This is a genomic window from Cognatiyoonia sp., from assembly GCF_965661665.1.
In the GTDB taxonomy this organism is placed as follows: domain Bacteria; phylum Pseudomonadota; class Alphaproteobacteria; order Rhodobacterales; family Rhodobacteraceae; genus Cognatiyoonia.
In genome coordinates, this window is sequence record NZ_CBFIEO010000006.1 from 86123 (window position 1) to 103422 (window position 17300).

A 17300-nucleotide genomic window follows, 5' to 3' on the forward strand; every position below is an offset into this window, starting at 1 on the left:
CCTCTTGTTACTTGAGGGAGATATTGGCGCGGAATGGCAGGATGCACCCTGCGTTGTCGCGGGTGAGGGACAGGCTGACGCTCAGCCGTCCGGCACCGGGTATCGCCAAGGCCTCCTCCTCTGTCAGAACGGGCATTACGTTGTTGGTCAGAAGATCGGTGAAACAGGCGGTGAAAGCCTCGCCAGCACTGTCGCCTGACACGCGGCTTGCGTCGAAATAAACACCCGGCAAACCCCGCAGCGCACCAACCTTATCCTGCACCTCCAGCACCTGGAGCTGAGGGATGACCGTTTCCGATGGCAGCTCCGACACGTCAGGACCGTCGAGCACATCGCGAACATTTTTGAGACGCGCCAGATCGCCGATCACCCCAAAAAGGCCGTCGTCTCATCGGCGTCCATCGCCATCAGATCCCACCGCTGGTCGATGGACCGTTCAATGCAATCGGACGCTGTTGCGCAGCCAGAGGGGACGATGTTGGTTTCCACCAGCAGCCACGTCTCTGCCCGCAGAGCGGCCAAGTTGGCGGATAGCGCCCAAAACCTAAATGCCAGTAACAACGTCCGCAGTTGAAGCATCCCATTCCCTCAGAGGTGACAGCACGGGGATAGGGGCAAATCCTTAATTTGGCGCAATCGGTGCCAGCGACGGCGGGATGATATGCGATGTCGGTTTTTGGTGTGACAGGGGCTGACAAGTTTGTAGGGTCGCCGCGAAACGCAAACGCGAAGGACGACTATGGCCATTCTTCTTGGTGTCGATACGGGCGGAACCTATACCGATGCCGTTCTGATCGACGATACGTCCGATACAGTCATCTCCAAAAGCAAATCCCTCACAACGCGCCCTAACCTTGCGCTGGGCGTGGGTCGCGTGATTGATGCGGTTCTGGCGGGGTCAAAGGTTGATGTCGCAGACATCGGCCTCGTCTCCCTCTCCACCACACTTGCCACAAACGCTTTGGTCGAAGGGCAGGGCGGTAAGGTGGCTTTGGTCTTTGTGGGGTTTGAAGAGGCGGAGCTTGATCGCGATGGCCTGCGGGAGGCTTTGGCCGGCGATCCGGTGATTTTCATGGCTGGCGGGCACGATCATTCGGGGACGGAAAAGGCATCGCCAGATCTGGACTCGTTGCGGCAGCAGTTGACGGGCTGGCCTGCGGGTATCACGGGGTTCGCAGTTGCGGCCCGTTTCGCCACCCGCAATCCTAGCCACGAAAAGGCGATCCGCGATGTTATCAGGGAGGCGACGGGAAAGCCGGTGACCTGTTCACACGAACTATCTTCCGCCCTTGGGGGGCCGAAGCGGGCGCTCACGGCGGTTTTGAATGCCCGCCTCATTGGGATGATCGACCGGTTGATCCAAGCCTGTGAGACGCACCTGTCCGGCATCGGCATCACCGCGCGGTTGATGGTGGTACGGGGCGATGGGGCGCTTATTTCGGCGGAACTGGCCAAGAAAAGGCCGATTGAGACTATCCTGAGTGGACCCGCCGCCTCGATCGAAGGCGCGCGGTGGCTGACGCAGGAAACGGATGCTTTGGTCAGCGATATTGGCGGCACAACGACGGACATTTGCTTGCTTAGGGACGGGCGTCCTCAGATTGATTCTAAGGGGGCACGTGTCGGCAAGTTTCGCACGATGATCGAAGCGGTCGCGATGCGGACGCATGGGCTTGGTGGCGACAGTGAGGTGCATGTGGAGCAGGGTCTGCGCCTTGGGCTGCGCCTCGGCCCGCGCCGGATCATGCCCATCTCCCTTCTGGCGCTGGATCACCCGGAGTTGGTGCATCAGCCATTGTCGAACGCGGTGAATACAGAACAGCCCTTGGTGGATGGTGGGCGGTTTGTTGTGCCGGTTTGGGCGGGGCCGGTGCCAGAGGGGCTCAACAAGCGCGAAGCGGCGATTGCCGAGCGGTTGCTGAACGGTCCGCAACGGTTGGCCCATGCCGCACCCTCACGGGTGGAGGCTCCGGCGCTTCGCCGTTTGGTGACACGCGGGTTGGTTATTGAAGCCGGAGTGACGACGTCTGATGCCGCGCATGTTTTGGGGTTGGTTGACACATGGGATGCGGCGGCGGCGCGGCTTGCTTTGACGATTTTTGCGCGGCAGCGAACGGGTGGTGGTGATCGTCTGGCAGAAACGCCAGAGGCAATGGCGCAGATGATCATTGATCAACTGGCGACACAGACGGTCGATTGTCTGCTGCAATCTGCTTTTGCTGAAGATCCATTCGACTTTAAGTTGCCGGTCGAGGATCTGTCTAACCACCCGCTGATTCATGCGGGACTGCGCGGGCACAAAGGGGTGGTAGAGACAAAGCTGAACCTCGCCGTGCCCGTCATTGGATTGGGGGCCTCGGCAGGCTCATATTATGGCGCGGTCGGTGATGCGCTGGGCACGCGGACGATTTTGCCTGAGCACTCTGACGTGGCGAACGCGATTGGGGCGGTTGTGGGCCATGTGACCATTCAAGCCAAAGGCAATCTGGAATCTGCTGGGGCGGGTCGGATCAACGCACACTTGAGCGCCGGTCCCAAAGGGTTCGCGGATGAAGCGACCGCCGTCGCTGCACTTGAGGCGGAGCTAAAGTCCAAAGCCTTGGCGGATGCCGAAGCCTCCGGCGTCGACGCCCCGCAGATCGTGGTGGAGATCGACCGCCAGACTGCCATGGTTGAGAATGCCGAGATGTTCATCAGCGCGACGGTCAGCGTCACCGCTCGTGGCCGTCCGCGCATCGCGAATTGACACAGGTCTCACGATCGCGTCATCCCGATTGCATGAAACGGGGCGCATCTGTCACAAGCCTGCAAAGACCAAAGGACCCGACGTGCTCGACAAACACGCCAGAAAGTTGATCGACCCACCGCTGAACCGCCTTGGACAGTGGATTGCAGGGGCTGGCTTGTCGGCAAATGATGTAACTTTGATTGGCTTGGGGCTTGGACTGTTCTCCGCTGCGCTGATTGCCTTGGGCCTCACAGGATTGGCGCTTGTCGTGCTTCTCCTCAGCCGCTTGGCTGATGGCCTTGATGGGGCGGTGGCCCGCGTGATGCAAAAGACTGACTTCGGCGGCTACCTCGATATCACGTGCGACTTTCTATTCTATGGCGCGATCCCGCTGGGGTTTGTCATCATGGACCCAGACAGCAACGCCATCGCGGGGGCTTTTTTGCTGCTGTCGTTTTACTTCAACGGCGCAAGCTTCCTCGGCTTTGCGATACTGGCCGAAATGTACGAGATGGACTCGATCGAACAGGGCCAAAAATCGCTCTACTATTCAAACGGGCTTCTGGAAGGGACGGAGACGATCGGCTTCTTTGTTCTGCTCTGCCTACTCCCTACACTTTTCGCACCGCTGGCATGGCTCTTTGGCGCGCTTTGCTTTGCGACCGCAATTCTGCGCATTTACGCTGCGCGGGACATTTTCACTGACTAAGGACATGAACATATGAAATATCTTGCCATTCTTGCGGCCTTTTTGACGCCTCTTCCCACACTGGCCGAAACCGATCCAGCGGATTGGGACGCTGTGACCGAAGCGGCCAAAGGCCAGACGGTGTATTGGAACGCTTGGGGCGGCTCTACCACGACCAACGACTTCATCGCATGGATCGGCAGCCGCGTGGCAGAAGACTATGGCGTGACGCTGGAACATGTGAAGCTATCCTCTACCGCTGACGCCGTGACCCGCGTGATCGCGGAAAAGGACTCGGGCGAGAATGACGATGGTGCCATCGACATGATCTGGATCAACGGTGCGAACTTCGCCGCCATGAAAGAGGCGGATTTGCTGTTTGGTCCCTTTGCTGAGCAGTTGCCGAATTGGCAGTTCGTGGATGTGGACGGCAAGACCGTTCAGACCGATTTCACCGTGCCGGTCGAGGGCTATGAAAGCCCTTGGGCGATGGCGCAGGTAGTTTTTGTTCATGACACGGCAGACATGCCGGAGCGTTTGGGCGACATGGTAGCCTTACAAGAGTGGGCCGCCAACAACCCAGGTCGGTTCACATATCCACAGCCGCCGGACTTCCTAGGCACGACATTTCTGAAGCAGGTTTTGGTCGATATTTTGCCTGACCCTTCTGTTCTGTCGCTGCCAGTGTCAGAAAACATCTATGCCGACGTCACAGCTCCGCTTTGGGCTTATCTTGATGAACTGACACCGAACCTGTGGCGTCAGGGCCGCTCTTATCCGGCCACTGGCACGGCGCAATTCCAATTGATTGCAGATGGCGAAGTTGATCTGGCGATTTCGTTTAGCCCGGGTGCAGCCTCCACCGCGATTTCAAATGATGAACTGCCACCGACCGTGCGCACTTTCGTTCTGGACAAAGGCACGATTGGAAACGCTTCCTTTGTGGCGATCCCCTATAACTCCGGCTCCAAAGAAGCGGCGATGGTTGTCGCCAACTTCCTGATGTCGCCAAAGGCGCAGGCCCGCGCTCAAGACCCAGGGGTTTTGGGCTATGGTACCGTGTTGAATATGGACGCCTTGAGCGCCGAAGACCGCGCCGCTTTTGACGCGCTAGAACTTGGCATCGCGACCCTGTCGCCTGCCGAACTCGGCACAGCACAGCCTGAGCCGCACCCAAGCTGGATGACCCGCGTCGCGGATGACTGGGTAGAGCGCTACGGCGTCGCGCAATAAAACATTGCCCCTGCCGGCGACGGTGGGGACTTTTCTGTTATGTTCCATCGCAAGGCCCTTCCCCTTCTGCCCGTCTTGACGGTGCTTGTGATGCTTGGCCCGCTGATTGCGGGGCTATGGGGCACGATCTTGCCAGCTTTTGGGCATTTGCCGTCGGCTGGATTGACCGGACCGAATGGCAGCGGATTCACGGCGCTTATGGACTGGCCCGGCTTTGGCAAAAGCGTGCAGTTGTCGGTTGTAACAGGCTTCGCCTCAACCCTCATCGCATTGGCCATTGTCATGCTTGTGGTCGCTGGTTGGTCCGGCACGCGGCCGTTCACGGCGCTGGAGCGGTTGTTGTCGCCGCTTCTGTCTGTTCCGCACGCAGCAGCCGCTTTTGGTCTGGCGTTCCTAATCGCCCCCTCCGGCTGGCTGTCGCGGCTCTTCTCCCCTTGGCTGACGGGGTGGGAGCGTCCGCCTGATTTGTTGATCCTTAACGACAGTCTTGGCCTCACGATGATCGCAGGTTTGGTCATCAAAGAGGTGCCTTTTCTTTTGCTAATGACCTTGGCCGCACTCGGACAAGCGCAATCGGCACAATCGCGGGGTGTCGCGGCAGCTTTGGGATATGGGCGCGTGACAGGGTGGTTGAAAACGGTCTTCCCGCGCATTTATGCGCAGATCAAACTGCCCGTCTACGTCGTCTTGGCCTACTCCATGTCTGTTGTAGATGTGGCGATCATTTTGGGGCCGAACACGCCAAGCACCCTGTCGGTTCAAATCGTCCGCTGGATGGCTGACCCTGACATTGCGATGCGGGTGCAATCGGCCTCTGCCGCATTGGTGCAACTGGCACTGGTGATTGGCGCGCTGCTCCTTTGGAGACTGGGGGAGCGGGCGGTCGCCGCCCTCGGCCACCGCTGGGTGATGAGAGGGCGACGCGGTAAGGCAGATCGTGTGGTTGCGGGGTTGGCTTTGGGCGCGGGTATGACCGCGGCGCTGGCGGTACTTTTGGGCCTCGTCGTTTTGCTGGTCTGGTCTTTCGCAGGCTTCTGGGGATTCCCCGATGCCTTGCCGCAAGCCTTCACGCTCAAAAGCTGGATGCGGCACAGCATGGGTGTGCTCGACGCGCTTTGGGAAACGGCGGTGATCGCGGTGCCGGTCACACTCGCGGCGTTGATGCTAACCATCGGGTGTTTGGAGGCCGAGTATCGCTATGGTCTGCGCCTTTCCCAGCGGGGGATATGGTTGCTTTATCTGCCGCTCTTGATGCCGCAAACCGCGTTCTTGCCCGGGCTTCAAACCTTCATGTTGTCACTTGGCGCGGACGTGGGCCGTGTGCCAGTGATGTTGGCGCATCTGGTATTTGTCCTGCCTTATGTCTTCCTTTCCTTGGCTGACCCGTTCCGCGCGTGGGACAGCCGGTTTGGAACCACTGCGGCCGCATTGTCGGCAAGCCCTGCCGGCGTCCTTTGGCGCGTTCGGCTGCCCATGCTCTTGCGCCCAATCCTGACTGCTGTGGCCGTGGGCCTTGTCGTGTCAGTCGGGCAGTATCTGGCGACACTGCTGATTGGCGGGGGCCGTGTGCAGACGCTGACGACAGAGGCGGTGGCGCTCTCTTCCGGCGGTGACAGGCGGGCGATTGGTGTCTACGGTTTGATGCAAACAGGGGCCGCGCTCATGCCATTTGCGCTTGCCCTAATGATCCCCGCGCTTCTTTGGCGCAACAGGCGAGGGCTGCGTTATGGCTAAGGGTTTGACGTTGAAGAACGTGGTTGTTCGCAAGGATGGGCACACGTTGGTTGCCGTCGATCACCACATCGCACCAGGGCAGGTGCTGACCCTGATGGGGCCGTCTGGGTCGGGCAAATCAACCTTGCTGTCCTACATCACCGGCACCCTAGCGCCCGCGTTTCGGGCCGAAGGGCGTGTGCTGCTGGATGGGGCTGACGTGACCGAAACGGCACCGCACAAGCGGCACATCGGCATCCTGTTTCAAGACGATCTTTTGTTCCCGCATCTCTCCGTCGGGGCAAACCTCGCCTTCGGCCTCGCCCCTGGTGGCAGCCGCGCGGAACGGGCGGAAAAGGTGGCAGAGGCGCTGATGGACGTGGGGCTAGACGGGTACGCTGACCGCGACCCTGCCACGCTCTCAGGTGGTCAAAAGGCGCGGGTCGCGCTTGTGCGGATGCTATTGTCAGAGCCGTCGGCGCTGTTGTTGGATGAAGCGTTCTCCCGCCTTGATGCGGGACGCCGTGCCCAAGTGCGCAGCTTTGTGTTTGACCGTGCGAAGGCCAAGAACCTGCCGGTTCTGATGGTCACACATGACGCCGATGATGCGGAGGCCGCAGGGGGCCATGTCATCAGTCTGGCCAGCGCCACCCCGCACGACGTGGCACCCTAACGGCCAGCATGGGCTTCAGCAGAGGTGACGCAAAGCGCCGCAGATCGAGCGCCTCATGCACGCCCAAAACATCTTCACCGTTCAAACGCGTGCGCACAGCCGATCGCGAATAGAACGGTGCATCCAGCATACTGAGGTGCTGCTTTGGCGTCGCGCCGGGGTCAGCGCGCGTCTCCCGACGGACTTGCCAAAGCGAGTTTTTGAATCGTGTGAGTGGCGGCGCCTCCACATGTTCTGCTGATCCGTCTTCGCCGAATGCGATGGCGGTTTCATACTGCGATCCATCGCGGCGGGTGACGTCATAGAATGCCGTGGCCCCGTCCGAATGCGGGAAACAGCCCCACGTCCAATAGTTGAAGTCCTGCTCCAACGCGCGGGTGCCAAAGTTGGCGTCAAAATACCCTTGCCCCGACCATTGCCAGCCCGACGCTTCAAGTTCGACAGTGATGTCCGACAAGGGCGCGAAGGGTCGCCAGACGTGTGTGCCGTCAGCGGCCAGCGGCAATTCCACATCCGTCACTGCGCGCGGCGTCACCGTGACCTGACCGCGCACGCGGCTGACCAAAGGCGGGCTGCTGATTTCATTGATGTCAAAGATTAGTCTTTCGCCGTCCCAGCGCATCTGGCTGGGTCCAACCTGAAACGTGTCGCGAGTGGTCCTCAATGCCTCGCGCCCGCGATCGGTCATCGTGAAACGCCCGCCGGGGCCGTAGGTGGCGACATTGATGCAGCAGTGATTATCGGGATCCTTGCGGCCAGACCACGCATACCAAGGCGAAAAGACCGAGCCGATAAAACTTATGATGGAGATCGCTTTGGTGCCGCAGCTGCTGATCCCGTCGACATACCACCACGCATACCCGTTTGGCGGGACGTCGAGGTGGAACTGAGGTCCGCCTTGATCGCCTCGACTGCGTGCCGGGCGGAGAGTGTGGCCATCGGTATCCCCGCGCCCGGATGTGCCCCGCCCCCCGTCAGGTAAAGGCCCGCCATGTCCGTTCGGGCCAGTGGCCGCTTCATCCCTGCCATGAGCCCTTGTGGGCTTCGCCCATAAAGCGACCCGAGGCTCGCCGGAAACAAGGCGTTGAAACCCGCCGGTGTTGTCAGCGTCGCGGGTTCCGGTCGCCTGTCGAAATGAAGGCCGAAGTTCCGAAGCCGGTTGAAGGTCTGTGTCTGACATGGATCTTTCTCCTCTCCGGCATCTATGCCGACAGGTGGTCCGTTCATGATGATTTCAAAGCGTTGCAGGGCGTCGCTTGCGAGGTTGCCGTGGTCTTGGGCGCAGACGTATAACGTTGCATCTGTGGGGTGGCGGCCCTGTTGCAGCGCGTCAAATTCTGCCTTTGGATCATGACCGAAGAACACGTTGTGATGGCTAAGCTCTACACCCGATGGTGCCGCAGCGAAGGCGTGAACATAGGCCGAAAGACTGCGCGGGTCTGTGCCGTCGGCCCCTACTGCGTTGGAGGCCGCGTGTCCCAAATCCCCCTGCACCAAAGCGCGGGGATCGCCGTTGAACACTACAATATCTGCCTCGATCTGACCGGCATCGGTTTGCAAGCCAGCCGCGCGACCGTTCTGCTGAATGATGCGCCGGATGGGTGTATTGTAATGGAACGTGGCCCCAAAGCTTTCGGCAAGTTTAGCGATGGCTTTGGCGAGCGTGTGAATGCCTCCTTTGACCGACCACACGCCACGCGCCTCCGCGCTCCAGATCAGCGACAGGATGGCGGGCGATTGATAGGGGGAGCCACCGACGTAGGTGGCGTAGCGCCCGAAAAGTTGCTGCAACTGCGGGGAGGCGAAGGATTGGCGGAGGGTCGAGGCCAAGGTCCGATGCGGGGACATCGCCGCAATCAGACGCGGGTTTTTCAACACGGTCGCCACCATCTGTGGGGTTTTGGGCGCGGCGTATTGCATCATCGGCGCGTCAAACGCATCAAAGAGCATCTGCGCGCGGGCGTCGAAGGCATCAAATTGAGCTGCGTCCTGTGCACCAAAAGTGTCGCGGATGTTTGCGATGTTTTCGTCACGGTCGGCGGTGAGGTCCAAAACCGTGCCATCATCCCAGAAATGCCGCGCCAAGGTATGAAGCTGTGTCAGTGTCACATGGTTATGAATGTCCGCGCCAACGTCCCGAAAAAGGGCCTCAAACACCGGCAACATGGTCAAAACCGTCGGTCCTGCATCCACCGGCCCAGCAGCAGAGGGCAGCGTGCGGATCTTGCCACCCGGCGCGTCATGCAGATCATAGACGGAGACATCGGCACCCCCTTGGGACAGCCGCAAAGCCGTGGCCAACCCTCCAATACCTGCACCAACAATTGCTATCCGTTTTCCTGCGATCACTGCGCACCTCCGGGCTGGAGTGTTGACTCGAATAGAGAAACTGTCCAGTCTAGTTTACATATGTAGTGTAAACATAAATACACAATATGGAATTTGGGAGGGCCGATGCGCATCTCTGATCGGATCGAAGCGGCGGTGGGCCGCGCTGTCCAAAGCGGACTGGGTGGCATGGCCCCTTCGCGGCTGTCGGCCACGCTGGATTATGCCGTGAACCCAGGTGGTGCCCGGATCAGGCCGACGATACTCACCTCTGTCGCGATGGCTTGTGGTGAAGACCGGCCAGAGCTGACAGACGTTGCGGGTGCCGCGCTGGAGTTGATGCATTGCGCCAGCTTGGTACATGATGATCTGCCGTGTTTTGACGATGCCGACATGCGGCGCGGCAAGCCGTCCATGCACCGTGCGTTTTCCGAGCCGCTCGCCGTGCTGTCGGGCGACAGCCTGATCATCCTCAGCTTCCATATCCTTGCCCGCGCGGCGCCCTTGGGCGCGGATCGTGCGGTGCAATTGATTGATGTCCTGTCCAATCGGTCCGGCATGCCCAACGGCATTTGCGCGGGCCAAGGGTGGGAGAGTGAGGCAAAGATTGACCTCAGCGCCTATCACAAATCCAAAACCGGCGCGCTCTTCATCGCGGCGACGCAGATGGGGGCGATTTGCGCCGGGCAAGGGGCGGAGCCTTGGGAAGACCTTGGCGATCAGATCGGGGAAGCCTTCCAAGTGGCCGATGATCTGCGTGACGCGCTTTGTGATGAGTGTACGCTCGGCAAGCCTGCGGGTCAGGACGACTTGCATGGGCGGCCTAACGCGGTCGCGACCTTTGGTGTCACGGGTGCGGTAAAGCGCTTTGATGACATCATCGCAGGTGCGATTGCGTCGATTCCCGCCTGCTCGGGTGAGGCGGCTTTGGCGCAAATGGTGCGCGCCTATGCCGACCGCTTGGTCCCCGCCAATGCACGCACGCATAACGTTGTCCCGGGTGAGTGATGACAGACTTGGAGTTGAGCGGACGCGCCGGTCCTGATCGGCCCAAATGGTCGTTGAACCGGCTGATCGCCTCTCCCACCTTCCAACGCCGCATGGCCTGTATCCCCCTAATTCGTGGGCTCGTCCGGCGAGATGGGGAAGAGATTTTTGATCTTGTGGCAGGGTTTTGCCATTCACAAATGCTGCATGCCTTGGTGAAGTTCGAGGTATTGGATCACCTGTTGAAAGGCCCCCGCACAGCGGCGGAGCTTGCGCTTTTCTGCCAGGCGCCGGAGCCGCGCGTGCGCATCATGATGGATGCGGCGGTGGCCTTGGGGCTGGTGCGCAAGAAAAAGGAGCGTTACCGCATCGCCCGCAAAGGCGCGGCCATTGTCGGCGTGCCCGGTCTGAAAGGGATGATCGCGCATCATGATGTGCTCTACCGTGACCTCGCCGATCCTGTCGCCTTCCTGCGGGGGGAGACGGAGCCGGAACTGGCGCAGTTCTGGCCGTATGTCTTTGGGGCTGATGGAGCTTCCGATCCAGAAACCGCGGCGACCTATTCCAAGTTGATGACCGACAGTCAATCGCTTGTCGCGGATGAGACGTTGTTGATGATCTCCCTCTCCGGTGTGGAGCATCTGATGGACATAGGTGGCGGGACGGGCGCGTTTCTGGCGGCGGCGGCGAAGGTCAATCCGACGATGGCGTTGACGCTGTTCGATCTGCCAGCGGTCGTGCCAGCGGCGAAAGACTTGGCGGCAGAACTGGGTACAACCGACCGCCTGACGATCGTACCGGGTTCTTTCCGAGACGATCCTTTGCCGCATGGGGCAGATATGATCAGTTTGGTGCGCGTGCTGTACGACCATGCGGATGAGACTGTGGCTGCTTTGTTGTCTAAGGTCATCGACACACTTCCGGCCGGTGGTCGCATCCTGATTTCGGAGCCGATGGCAGGGGGTGATACCCCTCAGCGGGCAGGGGATGCGTACTTCGCGTTCTACTGCCTAGCGATGAACACCGGCAAGGCGCGATCGGCTGATGAAATCGCATCTCTTCTGTCTCAAGCAGGTTTTGAGGCCATCCAAATGCCGCGCAGTCGGCGCCCCTTCGTCACGTCAGTTGTTACCGCTGTAAAGCCAGCCTGACAGTGAAAGCGTATTCACATGTTGACATAGTAAAGTGTCAAGTTAGACTGACATAGGACAGAATGTCGCACCTTGTCGCACCCTGGCAAGTCAGTGCATCGAGGGAGAAAACGTTGCAAACAAGGGCCGTTATCCTGAATGAACCCGGCGATATCCGGGTCGGTTCGGTGGGAATCACTGACCCGGGCGCAGACGATATTGTCGTCAAAGTTTGTCATTCCGGCATCTCAACAGGCACCGAAAAGCTGTTCTGGACCGGTGAAATGCCGCCCTTCCCCGGCATGGGCTACCCATTGATCCCCGGGTACGAATCCTTTGGAGAGGTCGTCTCGGCCAAGCCTGAAACGGGCTTTCAGGTGGGTGAGACCGTCTTTGTGCCGGGAGCGGATTGCTATGACGGTGCGTATGGCCTCTTTGGCGGCGCATCGCAGACCATCGTGACGCCTGCGTCGCGGGCCATGCGCATTGACGCGGGTCTCGGGTCCAGCGGGGCGCTTTTGGCGCTGGCTGCAACTGCGTGGCATGCCATGACCGGTCCGGGAAAAGAGCTTCCTGAACTCATCGTCGGTCACGGTGTACTTGGACGCTTGTTGGCGAGGCTAACAGTTATGTCCGGAGGGCCTGCGCCAACCGTTTGGGAGGTTGACCCACTGCGCATGTCAGGCGCAGACGGGTATGAAGTGCTGACATCAGAAACTGACGAACGCCGCGACTACCGATCCATCTACGATGCATCCGGCCGCACAGACATCCTGAACCAGCTTATTGGTCGGATGGCCAAGGGTGGGGAGATTGTCCTTGCTGGGTTCTACAAAGACCCGCTGCACTTCGCATTCCCGCCCGCGTTCATGAAAGAGACACGGATCCGTGTCGCTGCCGAATGGCAGCGCGAGGATATGAGCGCGATCCGGCTATCGGTCGAGAATGGCGTGCTCCGTCTTGACGATCTGATCACACACACAGCCCGGGCAGAGGATGCTGCGAAAGCCTATGAGACGGCCTTCACTGATCCCTCCTGCTTGAAAATGATTTTGAACTGGGGAACTGCATGAAGGACGAAGTGCCAAATCTGAAGGATTTCGATAAGCGCTTGCGCGACGAAGCGAAGATTGAGCCGACATTGGAAGTGCCGCAGGGCGAACCAACGTCTAAGACCCAGATCATCGCAATCTATGGCAAAGGCGGGATTGGGAAATCCTTCACGCTAGCCAACCTCAGCCACATGATGGCCGAACAGGGCAAGCGTGTTCTGTTGATCGGGTGTGACCCAAAGTCAGATACGACAAGCCTTCTCTTTGGGGGCAAGGCGTGCCCAACGATCATCGAAACCTCCGCGAAGAAAAAAATTGCAGGCGAAGAAGTTCAGATCGGCGACGTCTGCTTCAAGCGCGGCGGCGTTTTCGCGATGGAGCTTGGTGGGCCAGAGGTCGGTCGTGGCTGTGGTGGTCGCGGGATCATCCACGGGTTCGAACTGCTTGAAAAACTGGGCTTTCATGACTGGGATTTTGATTATGTACTCCTGGACTTCTTGGGCGATGTGGTTTGCGGTGGCTTTGGCTTGCCGATCGCGCGGGACATGGCGCAGAAGGTTATCCTTGTCGGCTCCAATGACCTGCAATCGCTTTATGTGGCGAACAACGTTTGTTCCGCTGTCGAATACTTCCGCAAGCTCGGTGGCAACGTCGGCGTCGCGGGCCTTGTGATCAACAAAGACGATAGCACGGGGGAGGCTCAGGCCTTTGCCAAGGCCGTTGATATTCCGGTTCTGGCGTCGATCCCAGCGGATGACGATCTGCGGAAGAAATCGGCCAACTACCAAATTGTCGGTACAAAGAAAAAGGGTCAGTGGGGCGATATGTTCGCGGGTCTGGCCGAAGCGGTCGCAGATGCGCCTCCTACCCATCCTACCGCTTTGGATCAAGATGGGCTGCTTGGACTCTTTGATGCCGAGGACACAGGCGCAAACTTCGTTCTGGAGCCTGCGACCGATGCCGACATGCGCGGCAAGAACGCGAAACCGAAAGAGTCGCTGGAGATCATTTATGACGACGCGTGAGGGTTTCGAAGTTGGCTATGACGCCAGCGGCGATCTCCAGATCATAGAAGGCGTCACGCCCGAAACCTCTGAAGCAGTGCATGAGACGGCTTTGGCTGGCGAGTGCACCGCCGGCGCGACGACAATGGAAGCCGCCGCGCGTGAAGCGGGGCAGTCTGAACTGCTTGACCAATTCGCCAAGGACTATCCGCAAGGACCCCACGATCAACCACAGAGCATGTGCCCTGCGTTCGGGTCTTTGCGCGTTGGCCTTCGCATGAAGCGGGTTGCAACGGTGCTGTCCGGATCCGCCTGCTGTGTCTATGGCCTGACCTTCGTGTCGCATTTCTATGGTGCGCGCCGGTCCGTTGGCTATGTGCCGTTCAATTCGGAAACGCTGGTTACAGGCAAGCTCTACGAAGACATCCGTGAGAGCGTGCATCAGATGGCGGACCCTGACCGCTATGACGCCATTGTGGTGACAAATCTTTGCGTACCGACCGCATCTGGCGTGCCGCTGCGTTTGTTGCCGAAAGAGATCAACGGCGTGCGCATCGTCGGTATCGACGTGCCAGGCTTTGGAGTGCCCACCCATGCAGAGGCGAAGGACGTGCTTGCAGGCGCAATGCTGGCCTATGCGCGGGAAGAGGCGGCCGCCGGTCCGGTGCAGGCTCCTGTGGGCGGCAAATCAGACCGCCCTACTGTTGCGCTGTTGGGTGAGATGTTCCCTGCCGATCCAATGATGATTGGTGCGATGCTTGGTCCGCTTGGTCTGGCCGCTGGCCCCGTGGTTCCAACCCGCGAATGGCGGGAGCTTTACGCCGCGCTCGATTGTGGTGGCGTTGCCGCGATCCATCCATTCTACACCTCTGCCGTGCGGGAATTCCAAGCGGCAGGTCGGCCCATCGTTGGCTCTGCACCAGTGGGCCACGATGGCACCGCCGACTGGCTTGCCCGCATTGGGGAGACATTCAACGTCCCCGCACCACAGGTCGCCGCCGCAAAAAATGCGTTCCTGCCCAAGATCAAAGAGGCGCTCGCTGCCGTGCCGATCAACGGCACAATGACGCTTTCAGGCTACGAAGGGTCAGAGCTGTTGGTCGCGCGTCTGCTGATCGAAAGCGGGGCGAACGTGCCTTACGTCGGCACCGCTTGCGCAAAATCCGAATGGTCGACGCATGACGCGGAATGGCTGGCGGCAAAGGGCGTGAAGGTCAAATTCCGCGCATCGCTCGAAGATGACATCTCCGCCGTTGATGCGATCAAGCCTGATGTGGCGATTGGCACGACACCGGTTGTGCAGCACGCGAAAGAGCATGGCATCCCATCGCTCTATTTCACCAATCTGATCTCTGCACGCCCGCTGATGGGTCCCGCCGGTGCAGGGTCATTGGGACAAGTTGTTTCTGCCGCAATCAACGGCAAGCAGAAGATGGACAAGATGCGCGCATTCTTTGAAGGCGTTGGCAACGAAGACACCGCAGGTGTCTGGGAAGGCGCGCCCAATCTGCGCCCTGACTTCCGCGCGCAGCATCAAAAGAAACTGGACAAGGCCAAGCGGGCCGCAGAAGCAGCGAGGATGATTTAGTGTTAATCACCGATCATGATCGCGCGGGCGGCTATTGGGGTGCGGTTTACGCCTTCTGCGCTGTGAAGGGCCTTCAGGTCGTCGTCGATGGTCCGGTCGGGTGCGAGAACCTGCCAGTCACCTCTGTCCTGCACTACACCGATGCGCTGCCACCGCATGAGTTGCCTATCGTCGTGACCGGGTTGTCAGAGACAGAGATGGGTGAAGGGACCGAGGACGCGATGAAGCGGGCTTGGGACACGCTTGATCCCGCCCTGCCAGCGGTTGTCGTCACCGGCTCTATTGCAGAGATGATTGGCGGCGGTGTCACACCACAAGGCACCAACATCCAACGCTTCTTGCCACGCACCATTGATGAGGATCAGTGGGAATGCGCCGACCGTGCGATGACGTGGATCTTCACCGAATTTGGCATGACCAAAGGTCGGATGCCGCCTGAGAAAAAGCGCGAAGAAGGCGCGAAGCCGCGCGTGAACATTCTTGGCCCGATGTATGGCACGTTCAACATGCCGTCTGACCTTACCGAAATCCGGCGTCTGGTCGAAGGCATTGGGGCAGAGGTCAACATGGTCATGCCGCTTGGCGCGCATTTGGCCGAGATGCGAAACCTTGTGAATGCTGACGTCAACATCTGCATGTACCGTGAGTTTGGCCGCGGCCTGGCGGAGGTGCTGGGCAAGCCGTACTTGCAAGCACCCTTTGGCATCGACAGCACAACGAAATTCCTGCGCAAGCTGGGTGAGCTTCTGGACCTTGATCCAGAATCATTCATCGAAAAGGAAAAGCATTCGACCATCAAACCTGTCTGGGATTTGTGGCGGTCTGTGACGCAGGATTTCTTTGCAACGGCCGAGTTTGCCGTCGTCGCAAATGAGACCTATACGCGCGGGCTGAAAAATTATCTTGAGAACGATCTGGGCTTCCCCTGTGCGCTGGCTGTCGCCCGCTGCCGTGGAAAGAAGACCAACAACGATGAAGTCCGCGAGGAAATTCACGCCAAGCGGCCGCTCATCATCTTTGGATCGATCAACGAGAAAATGTATCTGGCAGAAATGTCAGGGGGACACGGACCGTCGCCTTCCTTCATTCCGGCAAGTTTTCCGGGCGCGGCGATCCGACGTGCTTCGGGGACACCCTTCATGGGCTACGCCGGGGCGACATATGTCCTGCAAGAGGTGTGCAACGGGTTGTTTGACAGCCTGTTCCACATCCTGCCGCTCGCCTCTGAAATGGATGCGACCGATGCAACGCTCACACCGCTCCGCCGTGATTTCCCTTGGGATCCCGAGGCACAGGCGAAGCTTGATGAGATCGTGGCCAGCCACCCGATCCTCACCCGTATTTCAGCAGCGAAAAAGCTGCGGGATGCTGCGGAACGCGCAGCGCTCGATGCCGGCAACGACCGGGTTGTTTTGAAGACAGTCGAGACTTTGGAGTCCGGTTTGGGAGGACCATCATGACCGATTTTACAACGGACACACCACTCACACGGACGCGTACTGCACCGCCAAAGCGGGAATACAACGCGTATTTCGCGGTGATCTTTTTGGCCACGCTGCCACTCGTAATGCTGACGTGGTGCCTAAGCGCCGCGCGTCAGATGGCGCTCCCTGAAAAGGGTCCGTTCGCGCAAGCCTGGACACAGGCGCGCATCATTACGCCGCACATCTTCCATGGTTGATGTGCTGGCAAAAGCATTCGTCACTCCCCCCCGGGGTGACGGATTAGGGCAGGGGATGAGCCCCTGTCGTAACCCGGCCGCGGGGGGTACGCGGCGTCAGTTCATATATTTGGAGACAAAAAATGGCTGATAAATCTGACCTGTCTTTCACAGGTCTGACCGATGAACAGGCGCAGGAATTGCACGCTGTCTACATGAGCGGTCTGTGGGTCTTTACGATCATCGCAGTCGTCGCTCACGTGCTGACGTACATCAAACTGCCTTGGTTCGACTGGTAAGGAAGGAGATCGCACATGGCACAGTTCTACAAGATCTGGCTGGTCTTCGACCCTCGCCGCGTTTTCGTGGCACAGGGCGTTTTCCTGTTCCTGCTGGCAGCGATGATTCACCTCGTCCTGCTTAGCAATGATGGCACCAACTGGTTCAAAATGGCGTTCGACGCCGGCATGTAACCAGGCGCTGTCCTGAGACTCTGCTGCGGGCGGGCCCGCTCGC

18 protein-coding genes are annotated in these 17300 nt (G+C 59.4%); 14 read left to right on the plus strand and 4 right to left on the minus strand.

The features are described from left to right. Positions 1-7: 7 nt before the first annotated feature. Both ACTF5F_RS05535 and ACTF5F_RS05540 read right to left on the minus strand, forming a co-directional pair. On the minus strand, positions 8-370 hold the full coding sequence (locus tag ACTF5F_RS05535) for a hypothetical protein (protein ID WP_438955881.1): 363 nt from the start codon (positions 368-370) through the stop codon (positions 8-10). Next, complete coding sequence (locus ACTF5F_RS05540) at positions 367-579, minus strand: hypothetical protein (protein WP_438955882.1); 213 nt, start codon at positions 577-579, stop codon at positions 367-369. The genes ACTF5F_RS05535 and ACTF5F_RS05540 overlap by 4 nt, the downstream gene beginning before the upstream one ends. A 160-nt stretch (positions 580-739) precedes the next feature. On the opposite strand from ACTF5F_RS05540, the gene ACTF5F_RS05545 reads away from it, so the two are divergent. From ACTF5F_RS05545 to ACTF5F_RS05565, 5 genes are all read left to right on the plus strand, one after another. Beyond that, complete coding sequence (locus ACTF5F_RS05545) at positions 740-2746, plus strand: hydantoinase/oxoprolinase N-terminal domain-containing protein (protein WP_438955883.1); 2007 nt, start codon at positions 740-742, stop codon at positions 2744-2746. Between the two features lie 82 nt (positions 2747-2828). Next, complete coding sequence (locus tag ACTF5F_RS05550) at positions 2829-3437, plus strand: CDP-alcohol phosphatidyltransferase family protein (RefSeq protein WP_438955884.1); 609 nt, start codon at positions 2829-2831, stop codon at positions 3435-3437. Positions 3438-3449: 12 nt separating this feature from the next. Further along, positions 3450-4649: an ABC transporter substrate-binding protein gene (locus tag ACTF5F_RS05555; protein ID WP_438955885.1), complete on the plus strand. Its 1200-nt coding sequence runs from the start codon at positions 3450-3452 to the stop codon at positions 4647-4649. Positions 4650-4688: 39 nt separating this feature from the next. Beyond that, complete coding sequence (locus ACTF5F_RS05560) at positions 4689-6383, plus strand: ABC transporter permease (RefSeq protein ID WP_438955886.1); 1695 nt, start codon at positions 4689-4691, stop codon at positions 6381-6383. Further along, a complete protein-coding gene (locus ACTF5F_RS05565) occupies positions 6376-7035 on the plus strand; it encodes an ATP-binding cassette domain-containing protein (protein WP_438955887.1) in 660 nt (219 codons plus the stop codon). The genes ACTF5F_RS05560 and ACTF5F_RS05565 overlap by 8 nt, the downstream gene beginning before the upstream one ends. On the opposite strand, the gene crtC is transcribed toward ACTF5F_RS05565, so the two are convergent. Both crtC and crtD read right to left on the minus strand, forming a co-directional pair. After that, the gene (crtC, locus tag ACTF5F_RS05570) at positions 6995-7870 is read right to left on the minus strand and encodes a carotenoid 1,2-hydratase (protein WP_438955943.1); all 876 of its coding nucleotides are present in this window, start codon (positions 7868-7870) and stop codon (positions 6995-6997) included. The two genes, ACTF5F_RS05565 and crtC, sit on opposite strands and share 41 nt — an antisense overlap. Further along, the gene (crtD, locus tag ACTF5F_RS05575; protein ID WP_438955888.1) at positions 7834-9384 is read right to left on the minus strand and encodes a 1-hydroxycarotenoid 3,4-desaturase CrtD; all 1551 of its coding nucleotides are present in this window, start codon (positions 9382-9384) and stop codon (positions 7834-7836) included. The genes crtC and crtD overlap by 37 nt, the downstream gene beginning before the upstream one ends. 105 nt (positions 9385-9489) lie before the next feature. On the opposite strand from crtD, the gene ACTF5F_RS05580 reads away from it, so the two are divergent. From ACTF5F_RS05580 to pufA, 9 genes are all read left to right on the plus strand, one after another. Then, positions 9490-10371, plus strand: coding sequence for a polyprenyl synthetase family protein (locus ACTF5F_RS05580; RefSeq protein WP_438955889.1), 882 nt, complete (start codon positions 9490-9492; stop codon positions 10369-10371). Next, positions 10371-11501, plus strand: coding sequence for a methyltransferase (locus tag ACTF5F_RS05585; protein WP_438955890.1), 1131 nt, complete (start codon positions 10371-10373; stop codon positions 11499-11501). The genes ACTF5F_RS05580 and ACTF5F_RS05585 overlap by 1 nt, the downstream gene beginning before the upstream one ends. Positions 11502-11614: 113 nt before the next feature. Further along, the gene (bchC, locus tag ACTF5F_RS05590) at positions 11615-12553 is read left to right on the plus strand and encodes a chlorophyll synthesis pathway protein BchC (protein ID WP_438955891.1); all 939 of its coding nucleotides are present in this window, start codon (positions 11615-11617) and stop codon (positions 12551-12553) included. Then, complete coding sequence (locus tag ACTF5F_RS05595) at positions 12550-13557, plus strand: chlorophyllide a reductase iron protein subunit X (RefSeq protein WP_438955892.1); 1008 nt, start codon at positions 12550-12552, stop codon at positions 13555-13557. Before bchC ends, ACTF5F_RS05595 begins: the two co-directional genes overlap by 4 nt. Further along, a complete protein-coding gene (bchY, locus tag ACTF5F_RS05600) occupies positions 13544-15124 on the plus strand; it encodes a chlorophyllide a reductase subunit Y (protein WP_438955893.1) in 1581 nt (526 codons plus the stop codon). Before ACTF5F_RS05595 ends, bchY begins: the two co-directional genes overlap by 14 nt. Beyond that, a complete protein-coding gene (gene bchZ, locus ACTF5F_RS05605) occupies positions 15124-16584 on the plus strand; it encodes a chlorophyllide a reductase subunit Z (RefSeq protein ID WP_438955894.1) in 1461 nt (486 codons plus the stop codon). The genes bchY and bchZ overlap by 1 nt, the downstream gene beginning before the upstream one ends. Then, positions 16581-16805 (plus strand): cytochrome PufQ, encoded by a 225-nt coding sequence (pufQ, locus tag ACTF5F_RS05610; protein ID WP_438955895.1) that lies wholly within the window; start codon positions 16581-16583, stop codon positions 16803-16805. Before bchZ ends, pufQ begins: the two co-directional genes overlap by 4 nt. 122 nt (positions 16806-16927) lie before the next feature. Beyond that, a complete protein-coding gene (gene pufB / locus ACTF5F_RS05615; protein ID WP_438955896.1) occupies positions 16928-17083 on the plus strand; it encodes a light-harvesting antenna LH1, beta subunit in 156 nt (51 codons plus the stop codon). 15 nt (positions 17084-17098) lie between these two features. Beyond that, the gene (gene pufA, locus ACTF5F_RS05620; protein WP_438955897.1) at positions 17099-17257 is read left to right on the plus strand and encodes a light-harvesting antenna LH1, alpha subunit; all 159 of its coding nucleotides are present in this window, start codon (positions 17099-17101) and stop codon (positions 17255-17257) included. The last annotated feature ends 43 nt before the right edge of the window (positions 17258-17300 follow it).

Coding starts and splice junctions, on each gene's coding strand:
- ACTF5F_RS05540 (WP_438955882.1), bottom strand. CDS start 579: ATGCTTCAACTGCGGACGTTGTTACTGGCATTTAGGTTTTGGGCGCTA.
- ACTF5F_RS05545 (WP_438955883.1), top strand. CDS start 740: ATGGCCATTCTTCTTGGTGTCGATACGGGCGGAACCTATACCGATGCC.
- ACTF5F_RS05555 (WP_438955885.1), top strand. CDS start 3,450: ATGAAATATCTTGCCATTCTTGCGGCCTTTTTGACGCCTCTTCCCACA.
- ACTF5F_RS05560 (WP_438955886.1), top strand. CDS start 4,689: ATGTTCCATCGCAAGGCCCTTCCCCTTCTGCCCGTCTTGACGGTGCTT.
- ACTF5F_RS05565 (WP_438955887.1), top strand. CDS start 6,376: ATGGCTAAGGGTTTGACGTTGAAGAACGTGGTTGTTCGCAAGGATGGG.
- ACTF5F_RS05580 (WP_438955889.1), top strand. CDS start 9,490: ATGCGCATCTCTGATCGGATCGAAGCGGCGGTGGGCCGCGCTGTCCAA.
- ACTF5F_RS05585 (WP_438955890.1), top strand. CDS start 10,371: ATGACAGACTTGGAGTTGAGCGGACGCGCCGGTCCTGATCGGCCCAAA.
- ACTF5F_RS05595 (WP_438955892.1), top strand. CDS start 12,550: ATGAAGGACGAAGTGCCAAATCTGAAGGATTTCGATAAGCGCTTGCGC.
- bchY (WP_438955893.1), top strand. CDS start 13,544: ATGACGACGCGTGAGGGTTTCGAAGTTGGCTATGACGCCAGCGGCGAT.
- pufQ (WP_438955895.1), top strand. CDS start 16,581: ATGACCGATTTTACAACGGACACACCACTCACACGGACGCGTACTGCA.
- pufB (WP_438955896.1), top strand. CDS start 16,928: ATGGCTGATAAATCTGACCTGTCTTTCACAGGTCTGACCGATGAACAG.
- pufA (WP_438955897.1), top strand. CDS start 17,099: ATGGCACAGTTCTACAAGATCTGGCTGGTCTTCGACCCTCGCCGCGTT.